Origin of the sequence: Serratia sp. CY33525, assembly GCF_052169115.1 — a bacterium.
Taxonomy (GTDB): domain Bacteria; phylum Pseudomonadota; class Gammaproteobacteria; order Enterobacterales; family Enterobacteriaceae; genus Serratia; species Serratia sarumanii.
Window position 1 is genome coordinate 515,569 of the sequence record NZ_JBJNLK010000001.1, and the last position, 14,778, is coordinate 530,346.

Here is a 14,778-nt window from a genome sequence, read left to right on the forward strand (position 1 = left end):
TCCGGCTGCAAACACGCGACGCCTGAGACGGAAGGCGCACCGCCACCTCATTCCCCTTTTTAACCGCCTCAGAGAAAAATCACTAAGGAGCTCATATGCAAAAAGCGCACAGGACGCGGGACGGGAAGAAGTACCTCCTGTGGTTTCTTGCCGGATTGATGTTCATTATCGGCCTGGCAATCTGCCTTCTCGGCGCCAGGTTGGCCTTCGTCGGCGGAACGTTTTATTTCGTGGCGATGGGTCTGGCGATGATTATCGCCGCCGTACTGATTGCCCGGCGCCGTCGCAGCGGCATTATCCTGTACGCGATCGCCTTCGTCGCCTCCCTGTTTTGGGCCGTCGCCGATGCCGGCTGGCATTACTGGCCGCTGTTCTCGCGCCTTTTCACCCTCGGCGTTTTAGCATTTCTTTGCGCTATCGCCTGGCCATTGATGCCAGGCCATTCGGCCAAAAAAGGCCCGGCTTTCGGCTTAGCGGCGATCCTGGCCATCGGGCTGGGGGTCAGCTTCGGGTGGATGTTCAGACCCCAACCGCTGGTCAGCGCGACGAAAGCCATCCCCGTATTTCCAGTAGCCGCCGGCGAGCAACAAAAGAATTGGGAGCACTGGGGAAATACCCCGCATGGCGATCGCTTCGCCGCACTTGATCAAATAAACAAGCAGAACGTTTCCCGCTTGCAGGTGGCCTGGACTGCCCATACCGGCGATCTTCCCGTGAGCAAAGGTTCGGGCGCGGAAGATCAGAATACGCCTTTGCAGGTCGGCGACACGCTTTATGTCTGCACCCCGTACAGTAAAGTGCTGGCTTTAGATGTGGATAGCGGAAAAGAAAAATGGCGTTTCGATCCGCAGGCCGCCTCGCCGAACTGGCAGCGCTGCCGGGGCCTGGGTTACTACGAGGATCACGCCGCTCCTGCAGCAACAGGCTCGAGTCGCCCACCCGCGATCTGTTCGCGTCGTTTGTTCCTGCCCACGATTGACGCCAGACTCATCGCCCTTGATGCCGACACGGGGAAATTGTGCGACGCCTTTGGCGATCGCGGTACCGTCGATCTCGGCAGCGGCATGGGCGAAATCAAACCGGGCTATTATCAACAAACCTCCACGCCGCTGGTGGCCGGAGAAATCGTCGTCGTGGGGGGACGCGTAGCGGACAACTTTTCCACCGATGAGCCTCCCGGCGTTGTTCGAGCTTATGATGTTCACTCCGGCAACCTCGTGTGGGCCTGGGATCCGGGCAACCCTGAACTGAGCGGCCTGCCGCCGCAGGGGCAAACCTATACTCGCGGCACGCCGAATGTCTGGTCAGCCATGTCCTATGACAAGCGGTTGAACCTCATCTATTTACCCACAGGCAACGCGACGCCAGACTTTTTCGGCGGCACTCGCAGCGCGCTGGACGATAAATACAGCTCCGCCGTCGTCGCCATAGACGCCGCTACCGGCAAAGTTCGCTGGCACTATCAGACGACCCACCACGATTTGTGGGACTTCGATCTGCCCTCACAGCCGCTGTTGTTCGATTTGCCCGACGGCAAAGGCGGCATTACGCCGGTTCTGGTGCAAACCAGCAAGCAAGGCATGATTTTCATGCTCAACCGCGTGACCGGCGAGCCCGTCGCGCAAGTTGAAGAACGCCCGGTGCCAACGGGAGCTATCAAGGGTGAACGCTATTCCCCCACCCAGCCGTACTCAGTGGGGATGCCGATGATTGGCAATGAACAACTGAAAGAGTCGGATATGTGGGGCGCAACGCCGATTGACCTGCTGTTATGCCGCATTCAGTTTAAAGAAATGCGCTATCAAGGCATTTTCACCCCGCCGGGTGAAGACCGCGCCCTGCAATACCCAGGCTCCCTGGGAGGAATGAACTGGGGCAGCGTCGCCGTGGATCCCCACAATAACCTGATGTTCGTTAACGACATGCGTCTGGGATTGGCGCATTATCTGGTGCCGAGGGATAAGGTGCCGACCAACGCCAGCGGTATTGAAATGGGGATAGTCCCGATGGAGGGCACCCCGTTCGGGGCCCTGCGAGAACGGTTCCTCTCCCCGCTGGGGATCCCCTGCCAGAAACCGCCGTTCGGCACGATGTCCGCCGTGGACCTGACTACCGGCAAATTGGTGTGGCAGGTCCCTGTCGGGACAGTCGAGGATACCGGGCCGCTCGGCATCAGCATGCATATGCCGATCCCTATCGGCATGCCAACGCTGGGCGCGCCGCTGACGACGCAGTCGGGTCTTCTGTTTTTCGCCGGCACGCAGGACTTCTATTTACGCGCCTTTGATACCGCCAACGGTAAAGAGATTTGGAAATCGCGCTTGCCGGTCGGGAGCCAATCCGGCCCGATGACTTACCTTTCGCCGAAAACCGGCAAACAGTACATTGTCATCAATGCGGGGGGCGCACGCCAATCACCGATGCGCGGCGACTACATTATCGCCTATGCGCTGCCGGACAAGTAATCTCGCACGAGAAATATCAAGGCGCATCGGGTTTACAGAGTGAGTCAATCCCATCGGCAACGGGCGGTGTCAAACCCGCCCTATCGTTCACAACATGACAAACGGTAAGACGAAAAGACAGTTTGATAACGTCGGCAAAGGGTCGGGACAGGAAAATAAGAACGACAGCCGATAAGAACGGTGGTTTTACTGTGATGGGGATCGTTGAAAGATTTATTCGTAAGTGATTGAATAGTGGCGGAGAGAGGGGGATTTGAACCCCCGGTAGAGTTGCCCCTACTCCAGTTTTCGAGACTGGTCCGTTCAGCCGCTCCGGCATCTCTCCTGACAACGCTTGCTATCATGCCCGCTTTTGCGGCATTTTTACAGCATTAGCATACCGCTGAACGTTCAAGTGATGAGTTTACGAGCAACCTGATGATTAAATGGCCGTGGAAAGCGACTCAACCCTCTCAATCCCAGGCAGACATCGAGGCCCAGTGGCAGGACGCGCTGGCGATCCCGCTGCTGTCGCCGCTGAATGAGCAGGAGCGGCAGCGGCTGGTGGCCGTCGCCGGGCAAATCTTGCAGCAAAAGCGCATCGTGCCGCTGCAGGGGCTGCAGCTCACCTCACAAATGCAGGCGCGCATCGCCCTGCTGTTCGCCCTGCCGGTGCTGGAGCTCGGCGCGGAGTGCCTCGACGGCTTCAACGAAATCCTGCTCTACCCCACCCCGTTCGTGGTGGAAGACGAATGGCAGGACGAAATCGGCCTGGTGCACTCGGGGCCGGTGGTGCAGTCCGGCCAGAGCTGGGAACAGGGGCCGATCGTGCTCAATTGGCAAGACGTGCAGGACTCTTTCGATCTCTCCGGTTTCAATCTGGTGATCCACGAAGCGGTGCACAAGCTGGATATGCGCAACGGCGGCGTCGCTACCGGCGTGCCGCCGATCCCGCTGCGCGAAGTGGCTGCTTGGGAGCACGATCTGCACGCCGCGATGGAAAGCCTGCAGGATGAAATCGACATGGTCGGCGAAGAGGCCGCCAGCATGGATGCCTACGCCGCCACCGATGCGGCCGAGTGCTTCGCCGTGCTGTCGGAGTATTTTTTCAGCGCCCCCGAGCTGCTGGCAGAACGCTTTCCGGCGCTGTATCAGCACTTTTGCCGCTTCTACCGCCAGGATCCGCTGGCGCGCCTGCTGCGCGGCCAGGCGGAAAACGATGCGCAATGGGCTGATTGACGGACACATTGCTCAGATACCGAGCAGTCGCACCACTCAAGGCAATTTAGCGTTGACACACCCGGGGCCGCTGGATATCATGCGCCCCGTTCACACGATTCCTCTGTAGTTCAGTCGGTAGAACGGCGGACTGTTAATCCGTATGTCACTGGTTCGAGTCCAGTCAGAGGAGCCATATTTAGAGAAGCCCGCTTAAGGAAACTTAAGCGGGCTTTTTGCTATGGGCATTTACAGCCCGCGTTTTTCCATCAGCAGCGCCAGATCGACCAACCGATTGGAGAACCCCCACTCATTGTCATACCAGGCGAGCACTTTCACCAGGTTGCCGCCGATGACCAGCGTAGACAAACCATCGATAATCGATGAGCGCGCGTCGCCCCGGTAGTCGCTCGACACCAGTGGTTCATCGCTGTAGCCCAAAATTCCTTTCAGCGGGCCGGATGCCGCCGCCGCGCGGAAAGCGGCGTTGATCTCCTCCACCGTCGCCGGGCGTTTCAGCGTCACCGTCAGATCGACGATCGAGACGACCGGTACCGGCACCCGCAGCGAGTAACCGGTCAGGCGGCCGTCGAGATCCGGGATCACCTTGCCGAGCGCCTTGGCCGCGCCGCTGGAGTAAGGCACGATCGACTCCGCCGCCGCCCGCGCGCCGCGCAGATCTTTTTCCGGCTGATCGTGCAGCGCCTGGCTGTTGGTATAGGCGTGAGTGGTGTTCATCAGCCCGTATTCGATGCCGAACGCCTGATGCAGCACCTGCGCGGCGGGCGCCAGCCCGTTGGTGGTGCAGCTGCCGTTGCTGACCACTTTATGCCGCGCCGGATCGTAGAGCTGGTCGTTAACCCCCATGACGATGGTGATGTCGTCGTTCTTGGCCGGCGCCGAGATAATCACCCGCTTAGCGCCGCCGTGCGTGATGTGCACTTCCGCCTTGGCTTTATCGGTAAAGAAGCCCGTCGCTTCGATCACCACGTCCACGCCCACGCTGCGCCAGGGGATCTCGGCGGGATCGCGCTGGGAAAACACCTGAATTGGCCGGCCGTCCAGCAGCAGCCGATTGTCGCCGGCTTCCACTTTGGCCGCCAGCGTGCCGGAAAGCGTGTCGTATTTCAGCAGGTGCGCCAGCGTTTTGCTGTCCGTCAGATCGTTGATCGCCACCACTTCAAAATCGCTGCGCCCCAGCGCCGCGCGCAGCACGTTGCGCCCGATCCTGCCGAAGCCGTTAATGCCTACTCTCACCATGATGCTCTCCTCGTTTGGGCTTTGCCTCAAATCTAGCCCTGCCCCAAGGCGGCGTAAATGACGTTTAACAATCAATTTACGCCAAATTGCGCGCGTGGAAGCGTTCGCGGTATTCGCTCGGGGTCAGCTGCAGTTTGCGCTCAAACACCCGCCGCAGGTTAAGGCCGTTGCCAAAGCCGGTGGCCAGCGCGATCTGTTCGATGCCTTCCGCGCTTTGCTCGAGGCGCTGTCTGGCGGTATGCAACCGCCCTTCTTCGACGAATTTGGCGGGAGAAATGCCCGTCTCGCGGGTGAATACGCGGGTAAAGTTGCGCGGGCTCATCGCCACGCGTTCGGCCAACCGATCGACGCTGAGATCGTCGGCGAGGTTTTCCAGGATCCAGGACTGCAGGTCGCGGATCGGGCCCGGCGATTTGGCCTGGTTGAGCGGGTAGCGGCTGAACTGCGCCTGCCCGCCGGGGCGACGCAGAAACATCACCAGATCCTGCGCCACTTCGCGCGCCTGCACGAAGCCGTAATCGTCCTCCACCAGCGCCAGCGTCAGGTCGAAGCCGGAGCTGACGCCGCCGGAGGTCCAAATCGGCCCGTCCTGCACGTAGATCGGGCCGTTTTCGACCTGCACCCGCGGGAAGCGCGCCTGCAACGTTTCCGCCAGCCGCCAGTGGGTAGTCGCCCGCCGCCCGTCCAGCAACCCGGCTTCGGCCAGCAGCAGAGCCCCGCCGCAAACGGAAGCGATCCGGCGCGCCTGCGGGGCCGCGCGGCGCAGCCAATCCGCCACCAGGGCGCCCTCTTCTTCGGTCGCCCCCTTGCCGGCAACAATGACGGTATCGCGCGGCAGGGCCGGATCGAGATCCGCCAGGCGGTGGTCGGCCAACAGGCTCAGCCCGGACAGGCCATGTACCACCCGATGGGATTGCGTGGTGGCGACCGCGATCTGATACAGCGGCGCCTCGGCAGGGCTCAGACGGTTAGCCTGCATCAGGATATCGGCGATGCCCGCCGCTTCGAACAGCATGCCCCCTTCAGGGACGATAATCAGGAATGTATGCATGGCGATAATAGGAAGAACAAGCAAAACAGGTCAGACAGCCACTGTATAAGAAAAGACTCGCCGGTTCACCCTGCGGGCATAAAAAAGCCCGCCGGCAAGCGCCGACGGGCCAACAAAGCACTGTCCTCAAGCCTGCGGCAGGCTCACCCCGCCGGCGCGCGCCAATTGCGCCAGCAGCGCCGTTTGAAACGCCTCGTCGTATACCGCGGCGTGGGGATCGAAGCGCTGTTGATGGTGCCAATAACCGCCGGACGCCAGAGCCTGCGGCTCATCGCTGCTCACCAGCCACGCCTGCGTCACATGCCCCAGCGCCAGATCGTCGGGCGCATCCGCGCCGCCCATTTTGGTCGGCACCCAGCCGGGATCGACCGCGCTGCTGATCACGTCAGGCCACAGGCGCGCCACGGCGGCGGCCAGCGCGGTGACGAACAGTTTGCTGTCCGAATAGGAGCCGGCTGCGCCGCCAAGCCAGTCCACGCCGCTCAGTTCCGCCACGCCGTCAAAGTGCATGCTGCTGCTCAGATAGACGATACGCTTGGGGCGTTCGATCAGGGCCGTCAGCAGGTAGGGCGCAACGACGTTCACCGGCATCACCTGCGGCCCGGTAAACATACCGGCGTTGTGGATCACCGCGTCCGGGCGGCCGAGGCGGTTGACCTGCTCGGCAAGCTGCCGGATCTGCTGCACATCGGACAGATCGCCAATCGCCGCCTGCGCACCGCGATCCAGCAGATCGCGCACCACGTCCAAACGGCCGGGCTCACGCGCATGCAGAATTACCTGATGCCCTTCGTCCAACAGCGTTTGCGCGGCGGCGCGGCCCAGCCCGTCTACCGAACCGGTAATGAAAATGCGTGACATGCCACTCCTCCGTTTAGCGCCAGCCGAGCGCCGGCGCGACATGGGTTAAAATCGATTCGATGACGTGGGCGTTGTAATCCACGCCCAGCTGGTTAGGCACGGTCAGCAGCAAGGTATCCGCTTCGGCGATGGCCTCGTCCTGCGCCAGCTGCTTGATCAGCTCGTCCGGCTCGGCGGCATAGCTGCGGCCGAAGATCGCCCGGGTCTGCGCGTCGATATACCCCAGTTGATCGCCCTCCTTGCCGCCGCCGCCGAAGTAGTTGCGATCCCGCTGATCCACCAGCGCGAAGATGCTGCGGCTGACGGAAACCCGCGGCTCGCGCGCATGGCCCGCCTCTTGCCAGGCGGCGCGGTAGGCGCGGATCTGCTTGGCCTGCTGGATATGGAAGGGTTCGCCGGTTTCGTCGTTCTTGAGCGTCGAGCTTTGCAGGTTCATGCCCAGCTTCGCCGCCCAGACGGCGGTGGCGTTCGAACCGGCGCCCCACCAGATGCGGTCGCGCAGCCCGGCGGAAAACGGCTCCGGCCGCAGCAGCCCAGGCGGATTCGGGAACATCGGCTGTGGATTGGGTTCGGCGAACCCTTCGCCGCGCAGCGCTTCCAGGAACACTTCGGTATGGCGGCGGGCCATGTCCGCGTCGCTCTCGCCGTCGGCCGGGGCATAGCCGAAATAGCGCCAGCCGTCGATCACCTGCTCCGGCGAACCGCGGCTGATGCCAAGCTGCAGCCGCCCGCCGGCGATCAGATCCGCCGCGCCGGCGTCTTCCACCATGTACAGCGGATTTTCATAACGCATGTCGATCACGCCGGTGCCGATCTCGATGCGTTGGGTTTTGGCGCCGATGGCGGCCAGCAGCGGGAACGGCGACCCCAGCTGGCGTGCGAAGTGGTGTACGCGAAAATAGGCGCCGTCCGCCCCCAGATCTTCGGCGGCGACCGCCAGATCGATGGACTGCAGCAGCGCATCCGCCGCGGAACGGGTGCCGGACTGGGCGGAAGGCGACCAGTGGCCAAACGAGAGAAAACCAATCTTTTTCATCGGGCATCGTCCTCAAAGGCAAATCATCGGCCTACAGTGACAAAAACCGCGCGCCCTGCGCCAGCAAAATCGCCCCCGATCGCACTAAACGAACCGATTGCCGCCGCGCCGCCCGGCGATTGTAATCAAAAAACAAATGTCGTATAACAAGCAGCTCCGAGGGGTGTCCTGTTACGGGCTGAGATGGCGCAAGCCGAACCCTTTGAACCTGATCTGGGTCATGCCAGCGAAGGGACGGTTAGGCAACAACGCTTTCACCCGTTGCCTGTTCATACCCCAGCGTGCCCGGATCTCCACTGACTCAAGGAGGTCCCATGTCCATCACCACCCTGTTCGAAAGCGGTCTTTACGGCCGGCTGCGCCAACATGCCGGCAGCCACTGGCAAGACTACGTCGATCACCCGTTTCTGCAGCAGCTGGCCGCCGGCACCTTGCCCGAACGCGCGTTTCGCCGCTACCTGACCCAGGACTATCTGTTCCTGCTGCACTTCGCCCGCGCCTACGCGCTGCTGGTCAGCAAGCTGCGCACCCTGCCGGAAATGCGCGCCGCCACCGCCTCGCTCAACGGCATCGTCGCCGAACTGCCGCTGCACGTGGCCTACTGCGCCGAATGGGGGCTGAGCGAAGCGCAGATCGCCGCCCAGCCGGAAGCGGCGGAAACCATGAACTATACCCGCTACGTACTGGATATCGGCCATGCCGGCGACGCCCTCGACCTGCTGGCCGGCCTGCTGCCCTGCGTGGCCGGCTATGCCGAAATCGGCCTGCGGCTGCTGCACGATCCCGCCACCCAAATGGAGGGCAATCCTTACGCCTCCTGGATCCGCAACTACGGCGACGAGGGCTATCTGGCCGGCGTGCGCGCCGCCATCGAGCTGCTGGAAACCGTCGGCCACCAGCGCGGCGCACCAGGCCGCTTCACCGAGCTGGCGCAGATTTTCACCACCGCCACCCAGCTGGAATCGGCATTTTGGCAAATGGGGCTGAACGCCTCATGACCTCCCCGCTTCTCCCGCCCGGCATCCAGGTGCGGGATCTCAGCCTGCGTTTCGGTCAACAGACGATCTTTGAGCGGCTGAGTTTCGACATCGCCGGCGGTAGCTTCGTTGCCCTGCTCGGCGCCAGCGGCGCCGGCAAAACCAGCCTGCTGAAGATCATCGCCGGCCTGGCGCAGGCCACCTCGGGCACGGTGACCGGCAGCGACGGCCTGCCGATCGCCGGGCGCATCGCCTACATGGGGCAAAAAGACCTGCTCTACCCGTGGCTGACCGTCGAAGAGAACGTCGCCCTCGGCTCGCGGCTGCGCGGCGAAACGCCGGATCGGGCGTGGGCGGCGCACCTGCTGGAGCGCGTGGGCCTGGCCGCTCACGGCCGCAGCCTGCCCGCCGCGCTGTCCGGCGGCATGCGCCAGCGCGCCGCCATCGCCCGCACGCTCTATGAACGCCAGCCGATCGTGCTGATGGACGAACCCTTTTCGGCGCTGGACGCCATCACCCGCGCCGAGATCCAAAGTCTGGCCGCCGAGCTGCTGGCGCAAAACACCGTGCTGCTGATCACCCACGACCCGATGGAAGCCTGCCGCCTGAGCCACCGGCTGCTGGTGCTGTCGCCCTGGCCGCTGGGCCTCGACGATACCCACTGCATCAGCGGGCGGCCGCCGCGCGCACCGGATGACGCCGGCCTGCTGAAAAGCCAGGCCGAGCTGCTGCTGCAGATGGTGAGGGCCGCGCAATGAATATCGCCAAAGAGCGCGGCCTCACCCGCCTGCGGCGCGGGCTGACGGTGTTCGTCGGCCTGCTGCTGCTGTGGTGGCTGGCGGCGCAAAGCGGCATTCCGGCCTTTCTGCTGCCCACGCCGGGCGCGGTGGCGCAGGCACTGTGGGACGGGCGCGGCTATCTCGCCTGGCACACGCTGGTCACCGCTTCGGAGATCGTCAGCGGGCTGGCGCTGGGCGTGCTGCTCGGTGCGGCGCTGGCGCTGTGCATGATCTTCTCGCCGCGCCTGCAGCGCTGGCTGATGCCGTTGGTACTCACCAGCCAGGCGATACCGGTATTCGCTCTGGCCCCGCTGCTGGTGCTGTGGTTCGGCTTCGGCATGAGCGCCAAGGTGGCGATGGCGGTGCTGGTGATTTTCTTCCCGGTGGTGTCGGCCTTTTTCGATGGGCTGCGCCGGGTCAACAACGACTATCTCGATCTGGCGCGCACGATGCGCGCTTCGCGCTGGGCGCAGCTGCGGCACGTGCGGCTGATGGCGGCGCTGCCGGCCTTCGGCTCCGGCCTGCGCATGGCCGCCGCCGTCGCGCCGATCGGCGCCATCATCGGCGAATGGGTCGGCTCGGCCGAAGGGCTGGGCTACGTGATGCTGAACGCCAATGCGCGCATGCAGACCGACGTCTGCTTCGCCGCGCTGTTTATTTTGGTGCTGATGACCGTGCTGCTGTGGGCTGCGGTGGATGCGCTGCTGCGGCGCCTGATCGCCTGGGCGCCGGAAAACGACTGATGATTGCAACCATAACCAGGGATAAAGGAACGACCATGATCAAACAAACCGTTTGCGGGCTGTTGCTCGGCGCCGCCATCACCGGCCAGGCCGGCGCGGCCGAAAAGCTGACGCTGGTGCTCGACTGGTACATCAACCCCGATCACGCGCCGATTATGGTGGCCGAGCAGATCGGCGCCTTCAAGGCCGAAGGGCTGGACGTCAAGATCGTGCCGCCGTCCGATCCGGCGCTGCCGCCGCGGCTGGTGGCCGCCAAACAGGCCGACCTCGCCATCACCTACCAACCGCAGCTGCATTTCTTCGCCGATCAGGGCCTGCCGCTGATGCGCGTCGGCACGCTGATCAACACGCCGTTGAATACGGTGATCGCGCTGGATAAAAACATCACGTCGCCGGCGGATCTCAAGGGCAAGACGGTGGGTTACTCGGTCAGCGGCATCGAACAGGCGACGCTGGCCACCATGGTCGAACACGAGCACCTCAAGCCGCAGGACATCAAGCTCATCAACGTCAACTTCCAGCTGACCAGCGCCCTGCTGGCGGGCCAGGTCGATGCGGTGATCGGCGGCTACCGCAACATCGAAGCGCTGGAGCTGAAGCTGCAGGGCAAGACGCCGGTGGTGTTCAACGTCGAAGATTACGGCGTGCCGGCCTACGACGAGCTGATCATCGTCGCCCACCGCGATGCGGTGAACGAGCCGAAAATCCGCAAGTTCCTCGCCGCGCTGAAGCAAGGCAGCGACTACCTGCACGCGCACCCGCAGGACACCTGGCTGGCGTTCGCCAAGGCGCACCCGGAGCTGAATACCGAGCTGAACAAACAGGCGTGGCAAGCCAGCCTGCCGCTGTTCGCGCGCGATCCGGCCAAGCTGGATCGCGCCCGCTACCAGGCTTACGAACAGTTCCTGTTCGACAACAAGCTGATCAAGAAAATCACTCCGGGGGAACAGTACGCGGTGGAGCTCGACTGATCACGCCGAGGCGGCCGGCGGCGCCACCGTCACCTCACCCTGGCCGCTGCGCTGCAAGGCCGCCTTCACCAGCCCGTTGGCCTTGCAGCGCTCGATAAAATCGTTCACGTAGGCGGCGCCCTGCGTTTTTTGCCGCGGCACCGCCATTGCCTGGCGGATAGCGGTGAAATGCCCGTCCAGCACCCGGTAGCCGGGATGGACGGCCGCGGCGGCCAGCAGCGGTTGGCGCACGCCGGCCGCCGCCTCCAGCCCCCGGTCGAAAAACAGCGCGATCGCCTCGGCAGAGGTTGCCGCCCGCACCAGTTGCGCCTGCTGCAGCGTGCGCGATAAAAACAGATCGTACGCCGCCCCCTGGCCGACCGCGATGCGCACCTCCGGCCTGTCGAGCTGCGCCACCTCAAAGTAAGGCGCGTCGTTCGCCACCAGGTAAGTCCCCTCGATGATCACGTACGGCTCGCTGAAGGCAATCTGCGCCGCGCGCACCGGCTCGATGGCCATAAACGCCAGGTTCCAGGCGCCGCTGTCCAGATCGGCGAACACCTTGCCCGCCGCGTCATAGGTCACCAGCTCGAGCGCCACGCCCAGCTCCTGGGCCAGCGCGGTGGCCAGCTCCACCGAAGCGCCTTGCGGTTTGCCGCCGGCTCCGGCCTGCGCCAGCACCGGATTGCCGTAGTTGATCGCCGCGCGCAACACGCCTTGCGGGGCCAGATCGTCGAGTACCGCTGCGGGAATCGTCTGCATACTTCCTCCTGAATGGCTGATGGGCGCGCCGTCGTGGCGCTCATTAAGCGTAGAGCGAAACCTCCGACCAGCAAGCTTTCGCCGCCGAAGCCGCCGCCGGCGTGATTAACGTCACACTATTGTCATAAAAATGTACAATAGCCGCCGTTCGTCGGCCGTAGCGGGAGATCGCGCGTTGTTCCGCCGCCGGCAATAGGCTATACCCTTCACTTTTCGCGCCGCGGCACGCTCGGCGGCGCAGACCAGGGCAGCAACGGTTTTATTTCAATCAGACAGGGTTTGGCGGATGGTTTTAGCAGTCGTTTCGTTTGTTCTCTTTTTGGCGTCGATTTTGATTTATCGCACCCGGGCCGCCGCCAACCGCTGGTGGTTCGCCATTCTGCTGACGCTGCTCGGCAGCTATCTGGTGCTGAACGTCATCCTGATCGCCAGCAACTACTTCACCGGCGACGGCATCACCGACGCGGTGATCTACACCGTCACCAGCAGCCTCAAAGGCGCGGGCATCAGCAAATACGTGCTGCCGTTTATCGGCCTGCTGGCGGCGCTGGGGCTTATCTTCGCGGTGCTGGCTCGCAGCCTCCTGCGCCGCAAGGCCAAAGGCAGCAGCGTGGCCTACAGCATCGTCGCCGTGCTGCTGGCGCTGTTTTCGGTCGGCACCACCCCGGCGTTTCAGGACATCTCGCTGCTGGTCAAGAGCCAGATCGTCGGCGATACCGCCGATTTCAGCACCTACTACAAGGCGCCGAAAAAGACCGTGCAGGGCAAGCGGCCGAACCTGGTGTACATCTATGCCGAAAGCCTGGAGCGCACCTACTTCGACGCAGAGCTGTTTCCCGGCCTGGCCGACGAGCTGAACGCCCTGCGCACGGACAGCATCGATTTCAGCAACACCCAGCAGCTGCCGGGCACCGGCTACACCATCGCCGGCATGGTCGCCTCGCAGTGCGGCATTCCGCTGTTCGCGCCCTTCGACGGCAACGCCTCCAGCGCGGTCTCCACCTTCTACCCGGAGAACGTCTGCCTGGGCGACGTGCTGAAGGCCGCCGGCTACAGCAACTATTTCTATCAGGGCGCCGAGCTGGCGTTCGCCGGTAAAGACACCTTCCTGAAATCCCACGGTTTCGACCACGTTTACGGCTTCAAAGAGCTGCGTGAACAGGTCGCCGATCCGAGCTACAAAAACGACTGGGGCTGGTACGACGACAGCGTGCTGGACGTGGTGTACGGCAAGTTCGTCGAGCTGTCCAAGCAGCGCCAACCCTTCTCGCTGTTTACCCTGACCGTCGATACCCATCACCCGGACGGCTTTATCTCCGCCGGCTGCAGCAAGAAAAGTTACGCCTGGCAGAACAAGGAAAACCGCTCGCTGAGCGCGGTGGCCTGCAGCCAGCAACACATCGCCGCGCTGATCGACAAGATCAAACGCTCGCCCTATTTCAGCAACACCGTGATCGTGGTGTCCTCCGATCATCTGGCGATGAACAACACCGCCTACGATATCCTGACCAAACAGAAGCGCCGCAACCTGTTCTTCATCATCGACGGCACCCGGCCGCTGGCGGAACAGCGCAACGAGAAGCGCAGCACGCTGGACAACGGCGCCACGGTGCTGGACGTGATGGGCGGCGACAACTACATCGGCCTCGGCCGCAGCAGCCTGTCGGCGCCGTCGCTGTCTACGGTGTTCCTGAACATCGAAGAAAAAATCAACGGCTGGAAACCGGCAGTGATCAACCAGTGGGGCCTGCCGAACCGCATCAGCGACTACAGCGTGGATACGCGCCAGCGCAGCTTCAGCTTCTCCGGCGTCACCTACAAGGTGCCGTTCATTCTGCGGGTGGGCGATAACCGCATCGAACCGATGTTCAACGTCTACCTTTCCACCCCGCTGCGCAAGCAGCTGGCCGGGCTGGGCGCGGGGGAGAAATTCGTCTGGGTCGATAAATGCTACGAGATCGGCCGGGTCTGGGCGCCGCAGCTGGCGTTGAGCACCGACATCTGCGTGGCCTCCGGCACCCTGGCCTCGCCGCCGCAGATCGTGCAGGCCAGCGGCGAACGCTTCCGCGGCAAGGTGAGCTTTACCGCCCCGCCGGCGGACAGCGTCGCCGATTATCAAAACGCCGTCGCCCGCCTGCAGGTGGACGACGCGGCGATGAAGTACCGGGCGGACAGCATCGAGTTCATGCTGCCCGGCCTGCCGGAGCAGGTGAAAGCCATCACCGGCGTTTCCGGCGTCGAGGAGTGGGGCCGCTGGTCCGACGCCAACCTGGCGCCGGCGGTCGACATCGATTACGTCGATCCGCTGCCGAAGCGCTTCGATCTGGTGCTGCGCGCCCGCGCCTACGGCAATAACGTCGGCGAACCGATTTCGGTGCGCGTCGGCGACGAAGAGCGTTTCGTGTCGCTCGGCGAACAGGACAGCACCGTCACCCTGCGCTTCGACAACCCGCGCGGCGCGCAGAAGATCAGCATTACCCCGCCGGCGCCGACCGAGCCGAAAGAGAGCGCCAGCGGCGGCTTCACGCCGAAAAAGCTGGGCATCGGCCTGGTGTCGCTGAAGGTCGAGGCGGCCTCCCCCTCCTCCTGATCCCCACGCCTTCACGGGCGCGGTATTTTCTTTGCCGCGCCCGTCATTTCGACCAAGCTTTTACGCCCTTCTTCGGCTAACCTGTGACGGTAAAACGCCGCAACCCC

General features: G+C 63.3%; 12 protein-coding genes, 2 tRNA genes and 1 riboswitch. Of the genes, 8 read left to right on the forward strand and 6 right to left on the reverse strand.

Annotated features, from left to right (window positions below; genetic code table 11):
- Positions 1-95: 95 nt before the first annotated feature.
- Positions 96-2,465, forward strand: coding sequence for a glucose/quinate/shikimate family membrane-bound PQQ-dependent dehydrogenase (locus ACJ8IM_RS02480; protein ID WP_101455514.1), 2,370 nt, complete (start codon positions 96-98; stop codon positions 2,463-2,465).
- 235 nt (positions 2,466-2,700) lie between these two features.
- On the opposite strand, the gene ACJ8IM_RS02485 is transcribed toward ACJ8IM_RS02480, so the two are convergent.
- Positions 2,701-2,790: transfer RNA gene (locus ACJ8IM_RS02485), tRNA-Ser, on the reverse strand.
- A 92-nt stretch (positions 2,791-2,882) separates the two neighbouring features.
- Here ACJ8IM_RS02485 and mtfA point away from each other — a divergent pair.
- Both mtfA and ACJ8IM_RS02495 read left to right on the forward strand, forming a co-directional pair.
- On the forward strand, positions 2,883-3,683 hold the full coding sequence (mtfA, locus tag ACJ8IM_RS02490; RefSeq protein ID WP_033635147.1) for a DgsA anti-repressor MtfA: 801 nt from the start codon (positions 2,883-2,885) through the stop codon (positions 3,681-3,683).
- A gap of 99 nt (positions 3,684-3,782) precedes the next feature.
- A tRNA-Asn gene (locus ACJ8IM_RS02495) sits at positions 3,783-3,858 on the forward strand.
- A 53-nt stretch (positions 3,859-3,911) separates the two neighbouring features.
- Here ACJ8IM_RS02495 and gap read toward each other — a convergent pair.
- From gap to ACJ8IM_RS02515, 4 genes are all read right to left on the reverse strand, one after another.
- Positions 3,912-4,922, reverse strand: coding sequence for a type I glyceraldehyde-3-phosphate dehydrogenase (gene gap / locus ACJ8IM_RS02500; RefSeq protein WP_033655331.1), 1,011 nt, complete (start codon positions 4,920-4,922; stop codon positions 3,912-3,914).
- 76 nt (positions 4,923-4,998) lie between these two features.
- Positions 4,999-5,973, reverse strand: coding sequence for a GlxA family transcriptional regulator (locus ACJ8IM_RS02505; RefSeq protein ID WP_049234372.1), 975 nt, complete (start codon positions 5,971-5,973; stop codon positions 4,999-5,001).
- A gap of 126 nt (positions 5,974-6,099) precedes the next feature.
- Positions 6,100-6,834, reverse strand: coding sequence for an SDR family NAD(P)-dependent oxidoreductase (locus tag ACJ8IM_RS02510; RefSeq protein ID WP_101427110.1), 735 nt, complete (start codon positions 6,832-6,834; stop codon positions 6,100-6,102).
- 13 nt (positions 6,835-6,847) lie between these two features.
- Positions 6,848-7,870 (reverse strand): LLM class flavin-dependent oxidoreductase, encoded by a 1,023-nt coding sequence (locus tag ACJ8IM_RS02515; RefSeq protein WP_033635151.1) that lies wholly within the window; start codon positions 7,868-7,870, stop codon positions 6,848-6,850.
- Between the two features lie 149 nt (positions 7,871-8,019).
- A riboswitch (TPP riboswitch) is annotated at positions 8,020-8,122 on the forward strand.
- 62 nt (positions 8,123-8,184) lie between these two features.
- On the opposite strand from ACJ8IM_RS02515, the gene ACJ8IM_RS02520 reads away from it, so the two are divergent.
- From ACJ8IM_RS02520 to ACJ8IM_RS02535, 4 genes are read left to right on the forward strand one after another with little or no spacing between them, the layout of a single operon-like run.
- Positions 8,185-8,868 carry a TenA family protein gene (locus ACJ8IM_RS02520; RefSeq protein WP_033647901.1) on the forward strand — a complete coding sequence of 228 codons (684 nt, stop codon included), beginning with the start codon at positions 8,185-8,187 and terminating at the stop codon, positions 8,866-8,868.
- Positions 8,865-9,605, forward strand: coding sequence for an ABC transporter ATP-binding protein (locus ACJ8IM_RS02525; protein WP_101455515.1), 741 nt, complete (start codon positions 8,865-8,867; stop codon positions 9,603-9,605). Before ACJ8IM_RS02520 ends, ACJ8IM_RS02525 begins: the two co-directional genes overlap by 4 nt.
- The gene (locus tag ACJ8IM_RS02530; protein ID WP_101455516.1) at positions 9,602-10,369 is read left to right on the forward strand and encodes an ABC transporter permease; all 768 of its coding nucleotides are present in this window, start codon (positions 9,602-9,604) and stop codon (positions 10,367-10,369) included. Before ACJ8IM_RS02525 ends, ACJ8IM_RS02530 begins: the two co-directional genes overlap by 4 nt.
- A gap of 35 nt (positions 10,370-10,404) precedes the next feature.
- Positions 10,405-11,340, forward strand: a complete 936-nt coding sequence (locus ACJ8IM_RS02535) for an ABC transporter substrate-binding protein (protein ID WP_101455517.1) — start codon at positions 10,405-10,407, stop codon at positions 11,338-11,340.
- Here the strand turns inward: ACJ8IM_RS02535 and ACJ8IM_RS02540 are convergent, their stop codons facing one another.
- Positions 11,341-12,081 carry a transporter substrate-binding domain-containing protein gene (locus ACJ8IM_RS02540; RefSeq protein WP_101455518.1) on the reverse strand — a complete coding sequence of 247 codons (741 nt, stop codon included), beginning with the start codon at positions 12,079-12,081 and terminating at the stop codon, positions 11,341-11,343.
- Positions 12,082-12,367: 286 nt separating this feature from the next.
- Between ACJ8IM_RS02540 and opgB the strand changes: the two genes are divergently transcribed.
- Positions 12,368-14,671, forward strand: coding sequence for a phosphatidylglycerol--membrane-oligosaccharide glycerophosphotransferase (gene opgB / locus ACJ8IM_RS02545; RefSeq protein ID WP_101455519.1), 2,304 nt, complete (start codon positions 12,368-12,370; stop codon positions 14,669-14,671).
- Positions 14,672-14,778 lie beyond the last annotated feature (107 nt).

Bases quoted from the DNA above. Each gene is read 5' to 3' on its own strand.
- ACJ8IM_RS02480 (WP_101455514.1), top strand. From the start codon at position 96: ATGCAAAAAGCGCACAGGACGCGGGACGGGAAGAAGTACCTCCTGTGG.
- mtfA (WP_033635147.1), top strand. From the start codon at position 2,883: ATGATTAAATGGCCGTGGAAAGCGACTCAACCCTCTCAATCCCAGGCA.
- gap (WP_033655331.1), bottom strand. From the start codon at position 4,922: ATGGTGAGAGTAGGCATTAACGGCTTCGGCAGGATCGGGCGCAACGTG.
- ACJ8IM_RS02505 (WP_049234372.1), bottom strand. From the start codon at position 5,973: ATGCATACATTCCTGATTATCGTCCCTGAAGGGGGCATGCTGTTCGAA.
- ACJ8IM_RS02510 (WP_101427110.1), bottom strand. From the start codon at position 6,834: ATGTCACGCATTTTCATTACCGGTTCGGTAGACGGGCTGGGCCGCGCC.
- ACJ8IM_RS02515 (WP_033635151.1), bottom strand. From the start codon at position 7,870: ATGAAAAAGATTGGTTTTCTCTCGTTTGGCCACTGGTCGCCTTCCGCC.
- ACJ8IM_RS02520 (WP_033647901.1), top strand. From the start codon at position 8,185: ATGTCCATCACCACCCTGTTCGAAAGCGGTCTTTACGGCCGGCTGCGC.
- ACJ8IM_RS02525 (WP_101455515.1), top strand. From the start codon at position 8,865: ATGACCTCCCCGCTTCTCCCGCCCGGCATCCAGGTGCGGGATCTCAGC.
- ACJ8IM_RS02530 (WP_101455516.1), top strand. From the start codon at position 9,602: ATGAATATCGCCAAAGAGCGCGGCCTCACCCGCCTGCGGCGCGGGCTG.
- ACJ8IM_RS02535 (WP_101455517.1), top strand. From the start codon at position 10,405: ATGATCAAACAAACCGTTTGCGGGCTGTTGCTCGGCGCCGCCATCACC.
- ACJ8IM_RS02540 (WP_101455518.1), bottom strand. From the start codon at position 12,081: ATGCAGACGATTCCCGCAGCGGTACTCGACGATCTGGCCCCGCAAGGC.
- opgB (WP_101455519.1), top strand. From the start codon at position 12,368: ATGGTTTTAGCAGTCGTTTCGTTTGTTCTCTTTTTGGCGTCGATTTTG.